Source organism: Myxococcota bacterium, from assembly GCA_035498015.1.
GTDB lineage: Bacteria > Myxococcota_A > UBA9160 > SZUA-336 > SZUA-336 > VGRW01.
The window spans coordinates 1-17,059 of the sequence record DATKAO010000040.1 but is presented as its reverse complement, the minus strand read 5'-3'; the positions used below and the strand labels follow the sequence as shown (position 1 = coordinate 17,059).

22 protein-coding genes are annotated in these 17,059 nt (G+C 71.2%); 15 read left to right on the top strand and 7 right to left on the bottom strand.

Going from position 1 to position 17,059, the window contains the following annotated elements:
* From VMR86_03410 to VMR86_03395, 4 genes are all read left to right on the top strand, one after another.
* Positions 1–192: hypothetical protein (locus tag VMR86_03410; GenBank protein ID HTO06080.1), on the top strand; the 192-nt coding region annotated here is incomplete at its 5' end.
* Positions 189–785 (top strand): 1-hydroxy-2-methyl-2-butenyl 4-diphosphate reductase, encoded by a 597-nt coding sequence (locus VMR86_03405; GenBank protein HTO06079.1) that lies wholly within the window; start codon positions 189–191, stop codon positions 783–785. The genes VMR86_03410 and VMR86_03405, both read left to right, overlap by 4 nt.
* Positions 785–1,792 carry an adenosyl-hopene transferase HpnH gene (hpnH, locus tag VMR86_03400; GenBank protein HTO06078.1) on the top strand — a complete coding sequence of 336 codons (1,008 nt, stop codon included), beginning with the start codon at positions 785–787 and terminating at the stop codon, positions 1,790–1,792. The genes VMR86_03405 and hpnH overlap by 1 nt, the downstream gene beginning before the upstream one ends.
* A complete protein-coding gene (locus VMR86_03395; GenBank protein HTO06077.1) occupies positions 1,793–2,638 on the top strand; it encodes an LLM class F420-dependent oxidoreductase in 846 nt (281 codons plus the stop codon).
* A 9-nt stretch (positions 2,639–2,647) separates the two neighbouring features.
* Here the strand turns inward: VMR86_03395 and VMR86_03390 are convergent, their stop codons facing one another.
* Together VMR86_03390 and VMR86_03385 are read right to left on the bottom strand one after the other, a co-directional pair.
* The gene (locus VMR86_03390) at positions 2,648–3,001 is read right to left on the bottom strand and encodes a hypothetical protein (protein HTO06076.1); all 354 of its coding nucleotides are present in this window, start codon (positions 2,999–3,001) and stop codon (positions 2,648–2,650) included.
* Between the two features lie 84 nt (positions 3,002–3,085).
* The gene (locus VMR86_03385; protein ID HTO06075.1) at positions 3,086–3,388 is read right to left on the bottom strand and encodes a hypothetical protein; all 303 of its coding nucleotides are present in this window, start codon (positions 3,386–3,388) and stop codon (positions 3,086–3,088) included.
* A gap of 146 nt (positions 3,389–3,534) precedes the next feature.
* Here VMR86_03385 and VMR86_03380 point away from each other — a divergent pair, with 146 nt between their 5' ends.
* The 5 genes from VMR86_03380 (at position 3,535) to VMR86_03360 (ending at position 7,478) form a co-directional block, all read left to right on the top strand.
* Positions 3,535–4,728 carry an FAD-dependent monooxygenase gene (locus tag VMR86_03380; GenBank protein HTO06074.1) on the top strand — a complete coding sequence of 398 codons (1,194 nt, stop codon included), beginning with the start codon at positions 3,535–3,537 and terminating at the stop codon, positions 4,726–4,728.
* A gap of 61 nt (positions 4,729–4,789) precedes the next feature.
* Positions 4,790–5,575: a glutathione S-transferase family protein gene (locus VMR86_03375; GenBank protein ID HTO06073.1), complete on the top strand. Its 786-nt coding sequence runs from the start codon at positions 4,790–4,792 to the stop codon at positions 5,573–5,575.
* A 12-nt stretch (positions 5,576–5,587) separates the two neighbouring features.
* Complete coding sequence (locus VMR86_03370; protein HTO06072.1) at positions 5,588–6,169, top strand: hypothetical protein; 582 nt, start codon at positions 5,588–5,590, stop codon at positions 6,167–6,169.
* Between the two features lie 2 nt (positions 6,170–6,171).
* Positions 6,172–6,879, top strand: a complete 708-nt coding sequence (locus VMR86_03365; GenBank protein HTO06071.1) for a PIG-L deacetylase family protein — start codon at positions 6,172–6,174, stop codon at positions 6,877–6,879.
* Positions 6,879–7,478: a hypothetical protein gene (locus VMR86_03360; protein HTO06070.1), complete on the top strand. Its 600-nt coding sequence runs from the start codon at positions 6,879–6,881 to the stop codon at positions 7,476–7,478. Before VMR86_03365 ends, VMR86_03360 begins: the two co-directional genes overlap by 1 nt.
* Positions 7,479–7,486: 8 nt before the next feature.
* Here the strand turns inward: VMR86_03360 and VMR86_03355 are convergent, their stop codons facing one another.
* Genes VMR86_03355 through VMR86_03345 form a run of 3 tightly spaced genes read right to left on the bottom strand, consistent with a single transcriptional unit; the run spans position 7,487 to position 9,057 of the window.
* Positions 7,487–7,774 carry a TMEM165/GDT1 family protein gene (locus tag VMR86_03355; protein HTO06069.1) on the bottom strand — a complete coding sequence of 96 codons (288 nt, stop codon included), beginning with the start codon at positions 7,772–7,774 and terminating at the stop codon, positions 7,487–7,489.
* Positions 7,771–8,619 (bottom strand): SMP-30/gluconolactonase/LRE family protein, encoded by an 849-nt coding sequence (locus VMR86_03350; protein ID HTO06068.1) that lies wholly within the window; start codon positions 8,617–8,619, stop codon positions 7,771–7,773. The genes VMR86_03355 and VMR86_03350 overlap by 4 nt, the downstream gene beginning before the upstream one ends.
* 12 nt (positions 8,620–8,631) lie before the next feature.
* Complete coding sequence (locus VMR86_03345) at positions 8,632–9,057, bottom strand: nitroreductase/quinone reductase family protein (protein HTO06067.1); 426 nt, start codon at positions 9,055–9,057, stop codon at positions 8,632–8,634.
* Between the two features lie 78 nt (positions 9,058–9,135).
* Between VMR86_03345 and VMR86_03340 the strand changes: the two genes are divergently transcribed.
* A complete protein-coding gene (locus tag VMR86_03340) occupies positions 9,136–9,753 on the top strand; it encodes an alpha/beta fold hydrolase (GenBank protein HTO06066.1) in 618 nt (205 codons plus the stop codon).
* Here the strand turns inward: VMR86_03340 and VMR86_03335 are convergent.
* On the bottom strand, positions 9,750–10,406 hold the full coding sequence (locus VMR86_03335) for a VWA domain-containing protein (protein ID HTO06065.1): 657 nt from the start codon (positions 10,404–10,406) through the stop codon (positions 9,750–9,752). The genes VMR86_03340 and VMR86_03335 overlap by 4 nt on opposite strands.
* Positions 10,403–11,812 (bottom strand): hypothetical protein, encoded by a 1,410-nt coding sequence (locus tag VMR86_03330; protein ID HTO06064.1) that lies wholly within the window; start codon positions 11,810–11,812, stop codon positions 10,403–10,405. The genes VMR86_03335 and VMR86_03330 overlap by 4 nt, the downstream gene beginning before the upstream one ends.
* Positions 11,813–11,892: 80 nt before the next feature.
* Between VMR86_03330 and VMR86_03325 the strand changes: the two genes are divergently transcribed.
* The 5 genes from VMR86_03325 (at position 11,893) to VMR86_03305 (ending at position 16,950) form a co-directional block, all read left to right on the top strand.
* Positions 11,893–12,423: a hypothetical protein gene (locus tag VMR86_03325; protein ID HTO06063.1), complete on the top strand. Its 531-nt coding sequence runs from the start codon at positions 11,893–11,895 to the stop codon at positions 12,421–12,423.
* Between the two features lie 53 nt (positions 12,424–12,476).
* Positions 12,477–13,064 (top strand): hypothetical protein, encoded by a 588-nt coding sequence (locus tag VMR86_03320; protein ID HTO06062.1) that lies wholly within the window; start codon positions 12,477–12,479, stop codon positions 13,062–13,064.
* Complete coding sequence (locus tag VMR86_03315; GenBank protein HTO06061.1) at positions 13,061–13,570, top strand: amino acid transporter; 510 nt, start codon at positions 13,061–13,063, stop codon at positions 13,568–13,570. Before VMR86_03320 ends, VMR86_03315 begins: the two co-directional genes overlap by 4 nt.
* Before the next feature lie 108 nt (positions 13,571–13,678).
* Positions 13,679–16,531 carry an AAA family ATPase gene (locus tag VMR86_03310; protein HTO06060.1) on the top strand — a complete coding sequence of 951 codons (2,853 nt, stop codon included), beginning with the start codon at positions 13,679–13,681 and terminating at the stop codon, positions 16,529–16,531.
* On the top strand, positions 16,528–16,950 hold the full coding sequence (locus VMR86_03305; GenBank protein HTO06059.1) for a hypothetical protein: 423 nt from the start codon (positions 16,528–16,530) through the stop codon (positions 16,948–16,950). The genes VMR86_03310 and VMR86_03305 overlap by 4 nt, the downstream gene beginning before the upstream one ends.
* The last annotated feature ends 109 nt before the right edge of the window (positions 16,951–17,059 follow it).

The following is a 17,059-nucleotide window of genomic DNA, read 5'->3' as shown; positions in this document are numbered from 1 at the left end:
GCAGGCGAGCGCGGGCCGGCGGTGGAACGCGGCGTGCGCTTCCTCGTGACCACGCAGCGCGCGGACGGCGACTGGAACGAGCCCGAGTTCACGGGCACCGGCTTCCCCGGCGACTTCTACATCCGCTACCACATGTACCGGGTCGTGTTCCCGTTGATGGCGCTGGGGCGCTACGTGCGAGGCGCGCAGTGAGTCGCGACCTGCTCGTGCTCGCGCCGCTCTGGATCGAGGCGTTCGCGCTGCGGCGCGGGCTGCCCGCTTCGGCGGTGCTGCGCACGGGCATGGGCCGCGCGCGCTCGGAGCGCGCCGCGGCATGGCTCATAGGGAGTCACCGAGGCGCGTTCGCCGTGGCCGGCGTGTGCGGCGCGCTCGACCCCCGGCTCGTGCCCGGCGACCTGGTGGTGGCGTCGGAGCTGCGCGGCGCGGGCGCGCCGCTCGTGCTCGAGTCGGCCAAGGCGCTGGCGCGCGCGCTCGAGGCGCGCGGCTTCGCCGTGCACATCGGGCCGATTCACTCGACCGACCACCTCGCACCCCGCCGCGAGCAGGCCGAGCTGGCCGCGCAAGGCGCCATGGCCGTCGACATGGAGTCGGCCTGGCTGGCGCGGCTGGCCGCGTCCGCGCCCTTCGCCGTGCTGCGCGTGGTCTCGGACGGCCCGGGTCACTCGCTGTTCTCGCCGCGCATCGTTCCCAACGGCATCCGCGCCCTGCGGCGGCTCGCGGCCGCCGCGCCCGCGCTCGCCGACTGGGCGACTCACACCCATCACCCGCTGGAGGCACACCGCTAATGCCCGTCCCCCTTCGCCAGACCCTGCGCATCGGCTCGTACCTGATGAAGCAGAAGCTCTTCGGCCGGAAGAAGTTCCCGCTGATCGTCGAGCTCGAGCCGCTGTTCGCCTGCAACCTGGCGTGCGCCGGCTGCGGCAAGATCCAGTACCCGAAAGACATCCTGAAGAAGCGCATGTCGGTCGAAGACGCGCTGCGCGGCGTCGAGGAGTGCGGCGCGCCCATGGTGTCGATCGCCGGCGGCGAGCCGCTGATCCATCCGGAGATCCACGAGATCGCCGCGGCGCTGATCGCGCGCAAGAAGTTCGTGTATCTGTGCACGAACGGCCTGCTCATGCGCCGCAAGTTCGACAAGTTCAAGGCGTCGACTTACTTCTCGTGGGTGGTGCACATGGACGGTCTGCGCGACCGGCACGACGCGTCGGTGTGCGAGCCCGGCGTGTTCGACGAGTGCGTGCTCGCGATCAAGGAGGCCAAGGCGCGCGGCTTCCGGGTCACCACCAACACCACGTTCTTCAGTCACGACGACCCCAAGACGGTGCGCGAGGTGCTCGACTTCCTGAACGACGACCTCGAGGTCGACGCCATGATGATCTCGCCGGGCTTCGCCTACGGGAAGGCGCCCGACCAGGAGCACTTCCTGCCGGTCGAGCAGACGCGCAAGATGTTCAGCATGGCCTTCGCCGACGGCAACCGCGAGCGCTGGCGGCTGAATCACACGCCGCTGTTCCTCGACTTCCTCGAGGGCAAGGTCGAGTACGACTGCACCGCCTGGGCGATCCCGAGCTACTCGATCTTCGGCTGGCAGAAGCCCTGTTACCTGATGTCGGACGGCTACGCGAAGTCGTACCAGGAGCTGATCGAGACGGTGGAGTGGGAGAAGTACGGCCGCGGCAAGGACCCGCGCTGCGCCAACTGCATGGCGCACTGCGGCTACGAGCCGACGTCGGTGTTCGCCACCACCAGCTCCCTGAAAGAGTCGATCCGCGCCTTCCAGGACGTGCTGTAGATGGAGATCGGTCTTTCGATCTTCCCGACCACGGACTCGATCCACCCCGTGCGCCTGGGCAAGGAGGCCGAGGCGCGCGGCTTCGAGTCACTCTTCTTCATCGAGCACACGCACATCCCCGCCTCGCGCAAGACGCCGTACCCGCTGGGCGGTGACCTGCCGAGCATCTACTGGCAGGCCTACGACCCGTTCGTGGCTCTGGCGCAGGTCGCAGCGGTCACGACGCAGCTCCGGGTCGGCACGGGCATCTGCCTGGTGCCCGAGCACCATCCGCTGGCGCTGGCCAAGCGCATCGCCTCGCTCGACTCACTGTCGAACGGCCGCTTCCTGTTCGGCATCGGCGCGGGCTGGAACGCCGAGGAGCTCGAGAACCACGGCGTCCGGTTCAAGGACCGCTGGGCGGTCACGCGCGAGTCCATCCTCGCCATGAAAGAGGTCTGGACCAAGAAGGACGCCGCCTTCCACGGCAAGCACGTCGGCTTCGACGCCGTGTGGAGCGAGCCCAAGCCGGTACAGAAGCCGCACCCGCCGATCCTGATCGGCGCCAGCTCGCGCCAGGCGGTGGAGCGCGTGGCCGAGTACGCCGACGGCTGGATGCCGATCATGGGCTCGTGCGACCTGAAGGAGCGACTCAAAGAGCTCGAGCAGGCCTGCGTCAAGCGCAGCCGCGACTTCCGCAAGCTCGACGTCAGCGTGTTCGCCGCGCCCACCGCGCCGGGCGAGCTCGACAAGCTGGCCAAGCTCGGCGTGCGCCGCGTGATCCTGCCGCTTCCGACCCAGGAAGAGTCGAAGATCCTGGCGATCCTCGACCGCTACGCGCCGCTGGTCGCGAACCGCCCGCGCTGACGGCTCCGGTCAGTCCGAGTGGTACTGCCACTCGGTGTCGAGCACGCGGTCGTTCTCGTCGTAGTAGAACCACACGTTGCAGAGCGAGAAGACCCCGTCGGGGTAGGCGACGTACACGTCGAGACGCGCGGGCGAGCCGCCCACGCGCTGTTCTGCTCGCGCCCCGCGCTCCGCGAGGAAGGCCTTGGGGAGCGAGGCCCAGCCCGCGGCCGGCCTGAGCTCGGAGATCTCCGGCTCTTGCTTGAACCTTTCGATGACGTCCGCCCGGGCCGTTCCGCGCGGATACATCTCCCGCAGCCGGTCGCTCCGGCCCTGCTCGGTGAACGCGCACGCGGCGAGCGCGACCACCCCGAGCAGTGACATCCAGAGAGCTCGACTCACTGCGCCTCCGCGGAGACGTCCTCGCGGCCCGCACACGCGGCCGCGAGGACGCTCGACGAAAGGGTGTTACTTCGTGGCGGGTGCCCCGCCCATCGCCTGCCGGATCAGGCCGACGATGACCATGAGGATCGCGCCCCCGACTCCGCCTCCAGCCACCTGTCCCACGATCGATCCGAGATCGGTTCCGCCGCTCGCTCCGGCCATGGCCGGGATCAGCATGCCGAGGATCTGGCCGCCGAGGCCGCCCCCGACGATGCCCGCGACGGAGTTCCAGAGAGTGCCCAGGTCGTATTGCTTGAGCAGGCTTCCGGCGACGTTTCCGCCGACGGCTCCGCTGATCAGATTGATGATCAAAGGCAATAAGCTCATGACTCACTCCTGCTTATGGGTGGTGTTGCTTTCAGGCTACGAGCGCTTCGTTTCTCCCCCCAGGGTGTTTTCCATCAGTCTCTGCACCTCGCCCGCGCGAGGCACGACCTCATTCCAGCACAAGTCACCGTGTTAAGCTGCTCCGCGTGGCGGTGCTGGTGTCGGGAGGCGGGATCGCCGGGCTCGCTGCGGCGATCGCGCTGTCACAGCGGGGCTTCGAGGTCGACGTCCTCGAGCAGCAGATCGAGCCCCGCGAGCTGGGCGCGGGCATCACGATCTGGGCGAACGGCGCCCGCGTGCTCACGGCGCTCGGGCTGGACCCGCTGCTCGAGCCGGTGAAGAGCTTCGTGCCCGGGTCGCGCCTGCGCGACGGGCGGACCGGCTTCCACGTCGCGGGCGTCGCGCTCGGTGAGTCGTACGCGGCTCACTACGGCGCGCCGATGTACGGGCTGCACCGCGGCGACCTTCGAACCGCGCTCTTGACCGCCGCGCACGCCTGCCCCGGCGTGCGCATCCACCTGGGCCAGCGCGTCAGCTCGGTGACTCAGTCGCCGGAGCGGGTCAGCATCGAGACGGAGCGCGGCATGCGCGCGAGCGGCGAAGTGCTGATCGGCGCCGACGGCATCCGCTCCGCCGTGCGCAGCGCGGTCGCCGGGCCCGACGCTCCGCGCTTCTCCGGTGAAGTCGTGTGGCGGGCGCTGGTGCGCCGCGAGAGACTCGGGCGCGCGGCCGCCGAAGACGCGCGCTACACCACGATCTGGGCCGGCTCCGACCGCCACTTCCTGCACTACCCGATCCGCGGCGAGGAGCTGCTCAACCTGGGCGGGTTCGTGGAGTCGGACGAGTGGCGGAGTGAGTCGTGGACCGAGACCGGAGAGAAGTCCGACTTCGACCGCCTGTACGCGCGCTTCCACCCGATCGTGCGCGAGATGATCGACGCCGCCGACGTGTGTTTCGTCCAGGCGATCCACGAGCGCGCGCCGCTCGAGCACTGGTTCGCGGGCCGCGCCGTGCTGGTGGGCGACGCGCTGCACGCGGCGCCGCCGCACCTCGGCCAGGGCGCGGGCATGGCGATCGAAGACGCGGTCGTGCTCGCGCGCCTCCTGGCCGAGCACCGGAGTGACCCCGGCGCGGCGTTCCAGGCGTTCCAGGACAAGCGCCAGGCGCGGATCGCGCGCTTCAAGGCCGCCGTGCTCGAGGCAGGGCGCTTGTTCAACTACGGCAACCCCGTGCGCGGCGCGCTGGTCTACGGCGCCTCGTTCGTGATGAGCCGCCTGGCGCGGCAGCCGGGCACGCCGAACTCCCACTGGCTCGACACCTACGACGCGCTCGCCGACTGACCGAGCCTCCACGGAGGCCTTCGCGCGCATATACAATGTGCCCAGCTGGAGGACCCGCCGTTTGATCAAGCTGTACGAGCACCCGCTTTCGCCCTACGCGCAGAAGGTGAAGATCTTCCTGCTCGAGAAGGGCATTCCGTTCGAGGCGCACACGCCGATCGGCACGGGCGGCGTCGAGCCCGAGTTCGCGCAGGCCAGCCCGCGCGGCGAGGTGCCGTTGCTCGTCGACGGCGCGACCAAGGTCTTCGACTCGACGATCATCTGCGAGTATCTCGAAGACAAGTATCCGCAGAAGCCGATGCGCCCGGCCTCGGCCGAGGAGCGCGCGCGGGTGCGCATGCTCGAGGACACGCTCGACACCATCTACGAGGGAGTCACCTGGGCGGTGTTCGAGATCGAGGGCTGGGGCCGCGCCACGGGCGAGCTCAAGACTCAGCTCCTGAAGCGCGCCGCCGAGCAGATCGGGCAGTTCAACGCCTGGCTCGAGCGCGAGCTCGGCTCGCGCACCTGGTTCAACGGCGACGCCTTCGGCTGGGGCGATGCCTGCGCCTACCCGTTCGTGGCGGGCGCGGCCGGCCAGGGCAACGCGCCGCGCGCGGGCTCGAACCTGGCGAAGTGGCTCGCGCGCGTGATGGAGCGCCCGAGCGTGAAGCGCTGCGTCGCCGACATCGGCGCCGTCCAAGTGGGCGTCGGTGTCGAGGTGCTGCAGGGCATGCTGAAGTCCGGCCTGTTCAAGCGCGAGTACCGCGATCACCGGCTTGAGTGGATGATGCGCTCGGGCGGAGTCTCGATCGTGCTCGAGGGCATGCAGAAGAACAACATCCGGTTCTCGAACGAGCCGGCCTGAGAGGAGAAGGTGATGGAAGGAACCGCGAAGAAGCCGAGCTATCTGGGACTCCTGAACGCGATCGCGTTGGGCGAGGGCCGCGCGCACCAGTATCTGTCGTGCTGGGCTGCAAAGACGCCCGACGCCGACGTGAAGAAGGTGATCGCGACCGTGGCGATCCGCGAAGGCGAGCACTCACACGCCTTCACCAAGCGCCTGTGCGAGCTGGGCTTCACGGTGCAGGACCGGCCGGACCCGCAGTTCGAGAAGAACATGGCGATCGCGAACGCCGACTGCAGCGACCTCGAGAAGTTCGAGGCGCTGGGCTTCGGCGGCGAGGGCCGCAACAGCCGTGACCCGTTCAAGGGCGTGTTCGACGACGAGTCGATCGACATCAAGACCGGCGAGCTGCTCGGGCGCTACGTTGCCGAGGAGCGCGACAGCGGCCGCATGCTGCGCGCCTGCTACAACGTGCTGCGCGAGCGCGCCGGTCACGGACGGCGCGCGCCCGCGGGCGCTGGCTCGAACGAGCTGCGCGACCTGCACGGCCGGCTCGACGAGATCTGCGCGGCGATCGGCAAGCTGCAGCAGGAAGTCACCGCGCTGCGCCGCTAGGAATGGAAGAGCTCGACCCGACCGCGCTCGGCGCGACTCGCGTGCTCGCGGTCGGCGCGCACCCCGACGACGCCGAGTTCTACGCGGGCGGCACGCTCGCGCGGCTGGCTGACGCGGGGGCGCACGTCGGGCTCGTCGTCTGCACGGGAGGGGGGCGCGGCGGCCGGGATCTCGATGAACCGGTCGCCGCGCGTGCCGCCGAGCAAGAAGCTGCGGCGGCGCACGTCCCGTTCCACGAGCGCGTGAACCTGGGCCGCGAGGACGGCGAGCTCGTGAACGACGACGCGCTGCGCGAGAGACTCGTCTGGTGGCTGCGCCGGGTGCGCCCCGACGTGGTCGTGACCCACGACCCGCGGGCGGTGTTCGCGCCCGTGCGCGACCGCTTCCGCCTGCAGCACTCCGACCACCGCGCCGCCGGCCAGGGCCTGCTCGACTCGGTGTACCCGCGCGCCGCGAGCCCGAACTTCTTCCAGGAGCAGCTCGCGGGCGCGGGCCTGCGCACCTGGTTCCCGCGCGAGGTCTGGCTGATGGACACGGCCGAGCCTACCGTACGGGTCGACGTGACCAAGACCTTGGAGCGCAAGCTCGACGCGCTGCGCGCGCACGCGAGTCAGAACCTCGACGACTCACTCGTGCGCGCCGCGCGCTCGATCGGGCCGGCCGAGGAGTTCGTGCGGCTGGTGCTGCGCCGCGGGGAGTGGAGGGGCTGATGCGCGGGCTCGCGCTCTCGCTGCTGGCACTGGTGCTGGCGGGCTGCGCCGAGGCGCCGCCGGGACAGAACATCAGCCCGCTGATGATCCGCTACGGCAACCAGCGCATCGTGCCGCAGGGCCCGGACGAGGCGCTGATCATGTTCGTGCGCGAGAACGAGGACAACAACGCGACCCAGGCCACGCTCTACGAGATCGCCGACGACGGCGATCACTTCATCGGAGTGAGCTCGGGCTCGACGCGCGTGGCCTGGGCGGTCCACCCTGGGTATCACCTGTTCATGGTGATCGGCGAGACTGCCGACTTTCTGAGCGCGCAGGTCGACGGCGGCAAGACTTACTACATGATGGTCGCGCCGCGCTGGGGCTTCTTCAAGTCGCGCTTCTCGTTCCGGGCCGTGCGCAAGTCGGAGCTCGGCGGTCCGGAGTGGCAGGCCTGGCAGCAGCTCGAGCTCCTGCGCTGCGGTCCGGACTGCGCGAGCTGGGTCAACCAGAACGTGAACAGCATCCTGCGCCACAAGGACAAGGACCTCGCGTTCTGGCGGACCACGAAGTCGTCGTACCTGACGTCGGGCATCATGCCCGAGGACGGCTGGTGAGCTGAGTCTCAGCGAGAGACGGGCGAGGCGCGCAGCAAGAGCAAGAGACCCAGCGCCACGAAGCTGACTCCCGCCGCCCGCTGGATCCAGATCGCGGGCACGACGCGAGTCACCGCCTCGCCGGCGAGCACGGCCATGGCGCTGGTCAACACCAGCGCGGAGGCCGCGGCCAGGAACACCACCCAGCGCGAGTCGCTCGAGGCCGCGAGCGCCAGCGTCGCGAGCTGGGTCTTGTCGCCGAGCTCGGCCAGGAGGATCAGCCCGAAGGTCGACGCGAACAGGCGCCAGACACTCACGGCCAGCCCGCGCCGGCCACGTCGACGTGCGCGATCTCGATCCGGCCGGTGCGCTTGGCGACGCACTCCGCGGGGTCGTGCGTCTCGGCGGTGCACACGAACAGCGTCTTGCGCTCGGGCCCGCCCAGCGCGCAGGCGTACGCCAGCCCCGCGCCGCGCAGCCGGCGAGACACCCGGCCGCCCTCGTGGACACGCAGACACTCACCCGTGGTGGGCGATGCGACCCAGATCGCGCCTTCGGCGTCGAGCGCGATGCCGTCGGGGATCGCGCCGCCTTCGAGCGCGGCCCACACGCGCCGCTTCGAGAGCGTGCCGTCGGGCGCCTTGTCGAAGGCGGTCAGCTTGTTGCCGAACGACTCACCCACGACCAGCGTGCGGTCGTCGGGCGTGATCACGGTGCCGTTGGGGAACATGAGGTCGGTGGCGGCGACGGAGACCCGGCCGTCGGGGTCGACGCGCGCGAGCGACGTCGTCTTCGGCTGCGCGCCGCCGACCAGGTCGAAGCCGAAATTCCCCACGTAGGCGCGGCCCGCGCGGTCCACGACCATGTCGTTCACGTGGAAGGTCGCGACCTGCGAGAGGTCCGCGACCGGAGTGAGTCCCCCGGGATCCAGGCGCATGAGCCGCCGGTCCTGCATCGAGACCACGAGCATGCGGCCGTCGGGCAGCCAGCCCAGCCCCGAGGGGCGCTCGGGCACGCGCACCACGGTCTCGCTCCGGCCGTCCAGGCTGGCGCGCACCACGCGCTGGTCGTGCATGTCCGAGAACCAGAACTGGCCGTCGTGCCAGCGCGGGCCCTCCGGGAAGCACAGACCGTCGATCAGCACCTTCGTGTCACTCGCCATGGAACCCCCGAATCACGGCGCGCGCGGCGCCAGCTTGACGATGTGCGGCCGGCCCGGGAAGAACCAGCCCACCATGCGATCGGACCAGCCGTACTTCTCGCGGAACTGCGCGATCACCCGCTCGCGGAGTGACTCGTCCTCGATCGGCTCGGCGCGCACGGCGTATTCCGCGCCGCTCACGCGCACGCCGATCTCGGGCTTGCGCTCCAGATTCGGGTACCACGAGGTATTTCCCGTGCGGATGAAGCCCTGGCCGTCGACCACGGCCAGCCAGACGGTCGTCTCGCGCGGCGAGCCGTCGGGATTCTCGGACAACACCTGGATCTCCTGCACCGGCGCGAGCGCCGTCCAGTCACTCGGCGCGGGCTCGGCCGCTTGCAGCGCGTGCACGCCGGCGAAGGCCAAAACTGCAGCCAGCGCCACAAAGCGGTGTCGCATGCCCCGAAAATACCACGGCGACACGGGCGTAGCGGGCCGGCCAGGGCTGGCGACCTGTTTGCAATGGCAAGCCCCGTCATGGCAGCGCAACCGATCGTGCTCGTGCAGGGCTTCTGCACGCCCAGCTTGTGCCTGCTGCCGCTCGAGAGCTATCTCGGGCAGGCGCTGGGCCGGCCGATCGTGCGCCTGCGGCTGGGCGGCCGCGTCGCGGCCCAGCTGGGGCGGGTCGAGGCTTCCGCCGAGCGAGTCATCGCCGCGCTCGAGGAGCTGGCGCGCGTGCCCGGCTTCCACCACGCCGACGTGGTGGGTCACTCGATGGGCGGGCTGGTCGCGACCTACGCGCTCAAGCGCCTCGACTCACGCCGCCGCATCCGGCGCGTGGTCACGCTGGGCACGCCGCACCGGGGCACCCCGCTGGCGCTGGCCGGCGCGGTGCTGTTCGGCGCCTTCTCGCGCGGCATCTGGCAGATGCTCCCGGGCTCGGCGTTCCTGCGCGAGCTCGAGCGCTGGCCCGTGCCGCGCGGCTCGGAGCTGATCGCGGTGAGTGCCGGAGGCGACGCGGTCGTGCCGCTCGACGCCGCGCACGTCGTGCCCGGCCCGCGCCGCCGCAACGCGAGTCTGGCGCAGCTCGACCACCTGGGCTTCCTGCACCGGCTCGAGTCGCACGCCTTCGTGCGCTCGGTGCTGGCCACCTAGCGGATCTCGGCCAGGAACGGCGCCAGCTTCGCCGGGTCGAGGAAGGTCGAGAAGCCGCCCGCGCCCGCGCGAGTCACTTCTTTCTGCCAGCTCGCCAGGCGCGCGCGCAGAAGGTCCGGGTTCTGGTTGTCGGGCGCGAGCTGCTTCACGTTCAGCGCGGCCACGCGGATGCCCTCGAACTCGCGCTCCGAGAAGCGGCGCTTGGCGCCCGGCGGCAGGTCGGACTCCATGTCGCTGAACAAGAGGATCACGCGGCTCTTGGCGCCGGCCTCGTGGAGATACTCGGCGGCCAGCATCATGGCGCCGGGAATGTCGGTGTACTGCGAGCGCTCGGTGCGCGCCGCGAACTCGTCCAGCGCCTTGGCGAGCGCCAGCTTCTGCGCTGCGGCGTGCGACGGCCGCTGGTCGAGCGTGACCAGCTCGATCACGTCGGCCTTCTCGTAGCTCTCGCTGTCGATGCGCACGATCGCCAGCGTGTCGCCGGGCACGAGCTCCGGCAGCACCTCGCGCTTCACGATGCGCGCGACCTCCGGTACCTGGTCGGCGTAGGTTCCGGACGTGTCGATCAGCACGGCGACCGCCTGCGAGTACTGACTCGCGTCGGAGCAGGCCGTGAGCCAGGCGGCGGCGAGCGCGAGCGCCAGCCGCCTCACGAGAGCGACTCCCGCGGCTGCTTGGGCGCGCGCAGCGTGCGCTCGAGCTTGGTCGGGATGCTGACGTAGATCTCGTAGATGGCGGCCAGCATGGCGGTGAGCCGGGTCGCCGAGTGCGCGCCCGCGCGGCCCAGCAGGGCGATGCCCTGCAGCGCGAGCACCACCAGCGCCGACGCCACGTGCCGGCCGCTGTCGAGCAAGAGCTCGAGCGGGATCGCCACCATGGCCAGGATCCAGGGCAGGACGAAGCCGAGCACGGCCTGGCCCACCACCGGGATCTGCGATGCGGACGCCTCTGTCACCGCGCGCGCCTCGTCGCCCGCGAGCGAGAGCCGCAGCGCGGCGTCGGCCTCGGCAATCGACTCGCGCAGCACCGCCAGCGAGCTCTCCACGCACGACAGGAACAAGAGCCCGGCGAGCGACAGCCCGAGCAGCATGCGCCGGCGCGAGACCGGAATGCCGTGCAGCTTCGGGAACAGATCGGTCACGCCCAGCATGTCCATCGCGAAGATGCCGAGCGCGGTCTCCATCAACACGATCACGAGCGCCGAGATCGCGGACACCGGCAGGCCGCCGATGCGCGCGCCGGCCGGCACGAGCTCCGACATGGGCAACGCGATCAGCTGGAAGTTCACGAACGCGCCGCCGAGCGCGACCCCGAGCACGAGCAGTGACACCGCGAACAGCTTCACCGCCGAGTAGGTCAGGGCGCGCGCCGCGGCCTCCTCGGACTTGGAGATCTTCTCGTACTCCTCCACGTAGCCGTGGATGCGCGTGGTGGTCTCCAGCGCCGCAGTGACCGACTCGCGCATGCGGGCCAGCAGGTCCCGGGCGTCCTTCCACAGCGAGCCCATGCCGGCGAGCAGCTTGTGCCGGCGGGCCGTGTCGTCGCGGTGCTGCTTCAGCGCACGCTCCGCCGCGTCCTCCGACGACTCACGGATGCTCTCGAGCACCTTCTGCACGTTCGCGTCGCCGGGCGTCGGGATCTGCGCGATCGCCTGCACCGCCGCGGACCAGCCCGGGACCTCGGGCGGTGTGATCGCGCATTCCTGGTAGTCGCCCTCGAGCTTGACCACGAGGTCGTCGAGCCGGCGCGAGAGGCCCGAGTACTGCCCGAGTCTCTCCGTGAAGGTCTTGTCGATGCGCTGGATCTCGCGCCCGAGCCGCGCCTGCGCCTCGAGCCTGCCGGCCGCCAGCAGCGCTGCGTGCGCGCGGCTGCGCAGGTCGCCCGCAGCCGACTCACAGCCGCGCGCAAGCGCCGCGCAGCCCTCGGCGACGAACTCTCCCAAGGCGCGCAGCAGCGCCAGGACCGGCTCGCGCGCCGCCCACAGGAACACGACGCTTCCGACCCACAGCACGAACAGCGACAGCGCCGCGTGGTCCGGCCAGAGATACAACGCTTTCATGTCGCCTCCGATTCGCGTTTCGTTCGGAAGGCCGCGAAATCCAATGAGTGAGGCGTGTCACCCCGTGTTACAATGGGTTCATGGCACGAGCTGCGCGCTGGTTGACCTCATGGCTGGTCCTGGTGGGCGTGGCGGGCGTTCTCGGCTGCCGGACCGTTCCCATACCCGCCTCGCTGCCCACGATCACCGTGCCTCAGGGGCTCACGGCGCGCGACGTCGAGGTCGCGATCCTCGCGGGCATCCGCAACAAGAGCGCTGCCGTGGGCTACGACCCGCTCGTCCCGCCCGCGAACTTCGAGCGCTTCGTGTTCGCGAGCTACATGACCGACCCGCCGGGCAACAGCTGGTTCCCGGAGTCATTGCAGCCCGGGACCGTGATCGCGGCGGTCGACACGCGCGGCCACTACCTCGAGGTCGCGCTGAAGTACGATACGTCGGCCATCCGCACCGAGCTCTTGCAGAGCAGGAATCTGCTGCAGGAGAACGGGCGGATTCACAAGAAGGCGCTGGCGTGGATCGCAAACCTGCACGAGCACATCCAGCGCGAGCTGAATCGCCTGGCGCGGCTGCGCATGGGACCCTCGCCCGAGCCTGCCTCGTCGCCGGGCTGATCGCAGCCGGCTGCGCCCGGCCCGAGTCCGCGCCCGCCGTTGCGCGCACGCCCGTGATCACTCCGACGGCGAGCTGTGTGGGCAATCCGGAAGAGCTCGACCGCACCTGCACGTTCGGCTTCGGCGAGCGCTCGATCGCGGTCTCTGCCATCGGCGCGGCAGAGGTGAAGACCGGCGACGGGGCGGGCACGCGCTTCTCGCTGCCCTATGACTCGGCGCTCACCGACCGGATCTACTCCGCGCCGTATCACGGCGACCTGATCGTGCTGTTCGGTGTCGGGAACGGCGAGGAGGGCTGGGGCGGCGTCGCGCGCCTGCAGCCGCCCGACTTCCACGTGACCTGGCACGTGAAGATCCCGTCGTTCAACGTCGGGCCGGCCGCGCTCGACGGCTCTTCGCTCTACGTCTCGGCCTGCGGCTTCGTGGGCCGCATCGACCTGGAGGGCGGCCGCTGGCTGTGGCAGCACGATGGCCTGTACGACTCGACGAGCGGGCGCTTCAACTCGTTCCTGGTGCCGCTCGTGACTCGCAGCGAGGCGCTGTTCTACGAGCAGCAGAGCCTGGCGCCCGTCTCGCACGGCTCGAAGCTGGTGCGGGTGCAGAAGGACAGCGGCGCGTTCGCGATCGAAGACTCGGAGTGACCGGCGAGTCGGTGCGCGAGGTCCTGGCCTTGCTCGAGCGCGCCGAGGTCGAGGTCTGGCTCGACGGCGGCTGGGGAATCGACGCGCTGCTGGGCGAAGAGACTCGGAGCCATCGCGACCTCGACCTGATCCTCGCGGCCGGCGACGTGCCGCGGCTGTGCGAGGCGCTCGCGGCCGCGGGCTTCTCGCCCAGGCCCGGCGGCAGCGCGACGAGCTTCGTGCTGGCCGACGCGCGCGGCCGCGAGGTCGACGTGCACGCGATCGCCTTCGATGCGCGGGGTTTCGGGGTCTTTCGCCTGCCCGGCGGCAGCTGGCCGTTCCCGCCCTCGGCTTTCCGCGGGCGCGGCCGCGTGGGGAGCCGCGAGGTGCGCTGTCTCTCGCCCGAAGCGCAAGTGGCGTGTCACGGCCAAGGCTACGCGCCAGCGGAGAAGGACCTGGCCGACATGGAGCGCCTGCAGGAGCGCTTCGGCGTGGTGCTCCCGCTCGCCCTGTGTCGCCCGCGCTAGTCAGTCACCTCAAGCGGGCGCGCCGCTGTGTCGATCTCGCCGCGCATGCACCTGCTGCGCGACCTGGCGGACGAGTCCTGATATCCTGGGGCAAAGAGGCCCCCGCCTGTGACCCAGCCCCGGACGTCCGCGAAGAGTGCGCGCCCTGCGCTGCGCTTCGGACCCTTCCTCTTCGACGCGGGTGAGCCGCGCCTCTGGCGCAGCGACTCACCGGTCGAGGTGACTCACCGCGCGCTGATCCTGCTCCACCTGTTGCTCGCGCGCGCGGGCGAACTCGTGAGCAAGGAGGACCTGATCGCGCACGTGTGGCAGCGCGCCGCCGTCTCCGACGCGGCGGTCGCGAAGCGCGTGCAGGAGCTGCGGGCCGCGCTCGCCGACGACCCGCGCGCGCCGACCTGGATCGAGACGGTGCACGGGCGCGGCCTGCGCTTCATCGGCGCGGTGACTCCGGTCGTGGCGGACCGCGCGCCGCTGGTCGGCCGCGCCGACGCGCTGCGGCGCCTGTGCCTGGCGGCGGCCGAGGCCGACCGCTCGCACCGGCGGCTGGTGCTGGTGTCGGGCGAGGCGGGAATCGGCAAGACGAGCCTGCTCGAGTCCTTCCGCGGCGACCCCGCGCTGGCCGGCGCGCTGGTCGGCCAGGGGCAGTGCGTGCCGCAGGGCGAGGGACAGCCGTATCTTCCGGTGGTCGCCGCGGTCGGCGAGCTGCTGCGCAGCGACGACGGTGACTCCGTGGCGCGCAGCCTGGGGCGCAACGCGCCGGCGTGGTCGACCTTGATTCCCGAGCTCGGACTCACGGGGCCGTCGGCGGACGGAGTCAGCCAGCAGCGCATGCTGCTCGAGCTGGCCAGCGCTCTGGAGTGGCTGGCGGGCGCGCGCAGCGTGGTGCTCTTGCTCGAGGACCTGCACTGGGCCGACCCGTCGACGATCGCGCTGCTCGACTTCCTGTCGCGGCGCACGCTGCGCGCCCGGCTGCTCGTGGTGGCGACCTTCCGCGACGCCGCGCTCGGCGCCGAGGCCCGGCCCCTGCGGGCGCTGCTCGCGGGCCGGCTCGGCCGCGACGGCTGCAGCGAGATCAAGCTCGGGCGCCTGTCCGAAGCCGACGTGCGCGCGTATCTGGAGTCGCGCTTCTCGGCCGAGATCTCCGAATCACTGGGCAAGGCCGTGTACGAGCGCACGGGCGGACTGCCGCTGTTCGCGTCCTGGCTGGTCAGCGACCTGGTCGAGCGGCGGGCGGTGCTGCGCGAACGCGGCGCGTGGCGCCTCGACGCCCCGCCCGAGACGATCTCCCGCGTGCTGCCAGACTCACTGCAGCGCTTCTTCGAGCTCCAGCTCGCCGCCCTGCCGCCCGAGCTGGCCGAGCTCTTGGAGACCGCGGCGGTGATCGGTCCTGCGTTCTCGCTGGATCTCCTGGCGCGCGTGTCGGGGCGGGGCGCGGACCGGGTCGAGTCACTCGCGCGCGAGATCGCGGGCACGAGCTTCCTGCTGGGCCGCGCGCCCTCCGGCGGCGGGCCGCGGCTGGCCATCGCGCACGAGCTGCTGCGCGACGCGCTGTACGCGCGCGTGACTCCGGCCCGGCGCCGGGCGCTCCACGGCGCCTGCGCCGCCGAGCTCGCCCGCGCCGAGGCCGAGCCCGCCGAGCTGGCGCTGCACTTCCGCGCGGCGGGCGCGCCGCGCGAGGCGGCCGCAGCGCACGTCGAGGCGGGCCGGCGCGCGGTGGCGGCTCACGCGCACGGCGAGGCCGCGTCGCACTTCGGCGCGGCGGTGGAGCTGCTCGAGCGCGCGGACGGTGCGCCCGAGCTGCTCGTCGACTCACTCCTGGGTCAGGGCGCGAGCCTGGTCGCCGCGCACGGCTACGGCCAGCTGCAGGTGCGCGAGCTGTACCACCGCGCCGAGCGGCTCACGCGCGACGCCCCGGACCCGCGCCGGCGCTTTGCCGCCCTGAACGGCCTGCACTCCTACTACGAGGTGCACGGCGAGATCCCGCGCACCGCCGAGTTCGAGCCCGCCATGCGCGCGGCCGCCCAGGCCGCCGACGATCCCGAGATCCGCGCGCGCGCGCACGCGCAGATCGGCGAGAGACTCTTGTACATGGGGGAGCTGACCGCATCGCGCAGCGAGCTCGAGCTCGCGTGCAGCCTGTGCGACCTGCAGGGCGCCGACCCGCTGGCCTACGCGACCTGGACGCCGGTCGCGGCCGGCGCGCACGGCAACCTGGCCATGATCGAGTGCGAGCTCGGCTTCGCCGACACCGGCCTGCGCCGCGCCCAGCGCGTGATCGACGACATGACGCGCCGCTCGCAGCCCTACAGCGTGGGGCTGGCGCACTTCTTCGCCGCGATCGTGCGCATCCAGCGGCGCGAGCTCCAGGAGTCACTCCCGCACCAGCGCGCGCTGGCGGAAATCGCGGAAGACTACGGCTTCGCGGACTTCGCCATCTGGGCGCAGACCATGGAAGGCTATCTCGCAGCGGAGCTCGGCGACCTGGAGCGCGGCATCGAGCTGATTCGCGCCAGCCTCGCCGAGCTCGACGCGAGCGGCGTGGTCACGCACCGCTCGGGCGTGATGAGCGGGCTGGCCAGCGCGCTGTCTCTCGCGGGCCGGCTCGACGAGGCGCTCGCGGTCCTGGAAGAGACGGCGTCGCTGGTCGAGCGCACGGGCGAGTGGGTGCGCCGTGCCCAGCTGCAGGGGATCCGCGCCATGATCCTGGCGAGGGACTTGCCGCGCCAGGAGGCGGCGGTGCGCGAGAACCTGGAGCTCGCCTACCGGTCGGCAGGCGCCAACGGCTCGCGCATGTGGGCGCTGCGCGTCTCGCTCGGCGCGCTGGCGCTGGCTCAGGCTTCGGGCATGGACCGCGCGCGCTGGCGCGAGCGGGTCGGCCGGGCGCTCGCCGCCATGCCCGAAGGCCGCGAAACGCGCGACCAGATCGAGGCGCGCGCACTGCTCTCCCAAGTGACTCCGTGAGGCACGCGCTGCAGGCGCTCGTCGCGCTGGGCGCGGCGGTCGCCTGCGCGCTCGCCTGGCACACCTACATGGCGTACTGGGGCGCCTGCCGGGTGATCCAGCGCCTGGAAGGGCCGGGCGGCACGGTCGAGGTCTGGGCTTCGCCGCACTACCGCGACTTTCAGCCGCTTCACTTCATGGACACTTCACTGGGCAATCTCACCGACAACGCCGACGTCTCGGTGCTGCTGCGCCGCACGGACGACACGACGTGCGGCGCCGTGTTCGTCGTCCAGGCCGACCTGGCCGAGGACCACGTCCCGATGACCGCCGAGTGGAGCGAGGCCGAGGTGCGAGTCACTGAGCCCAAGCAGCGAGACAGCCTCAGCCTGTCGCTGCGCGGGCCGTGCAAGACGGTCTTCGCCTGGCACCTGACCTGAGACCCGGGCTCGGCGTGCTGCGTCCGGTCAAGTTCGCCACTCACACGTCCGAATCGAAGCTGCACACGAGCTGCGAGTCAGGGAGCTGGCGCGAATGACTCTTCACGAC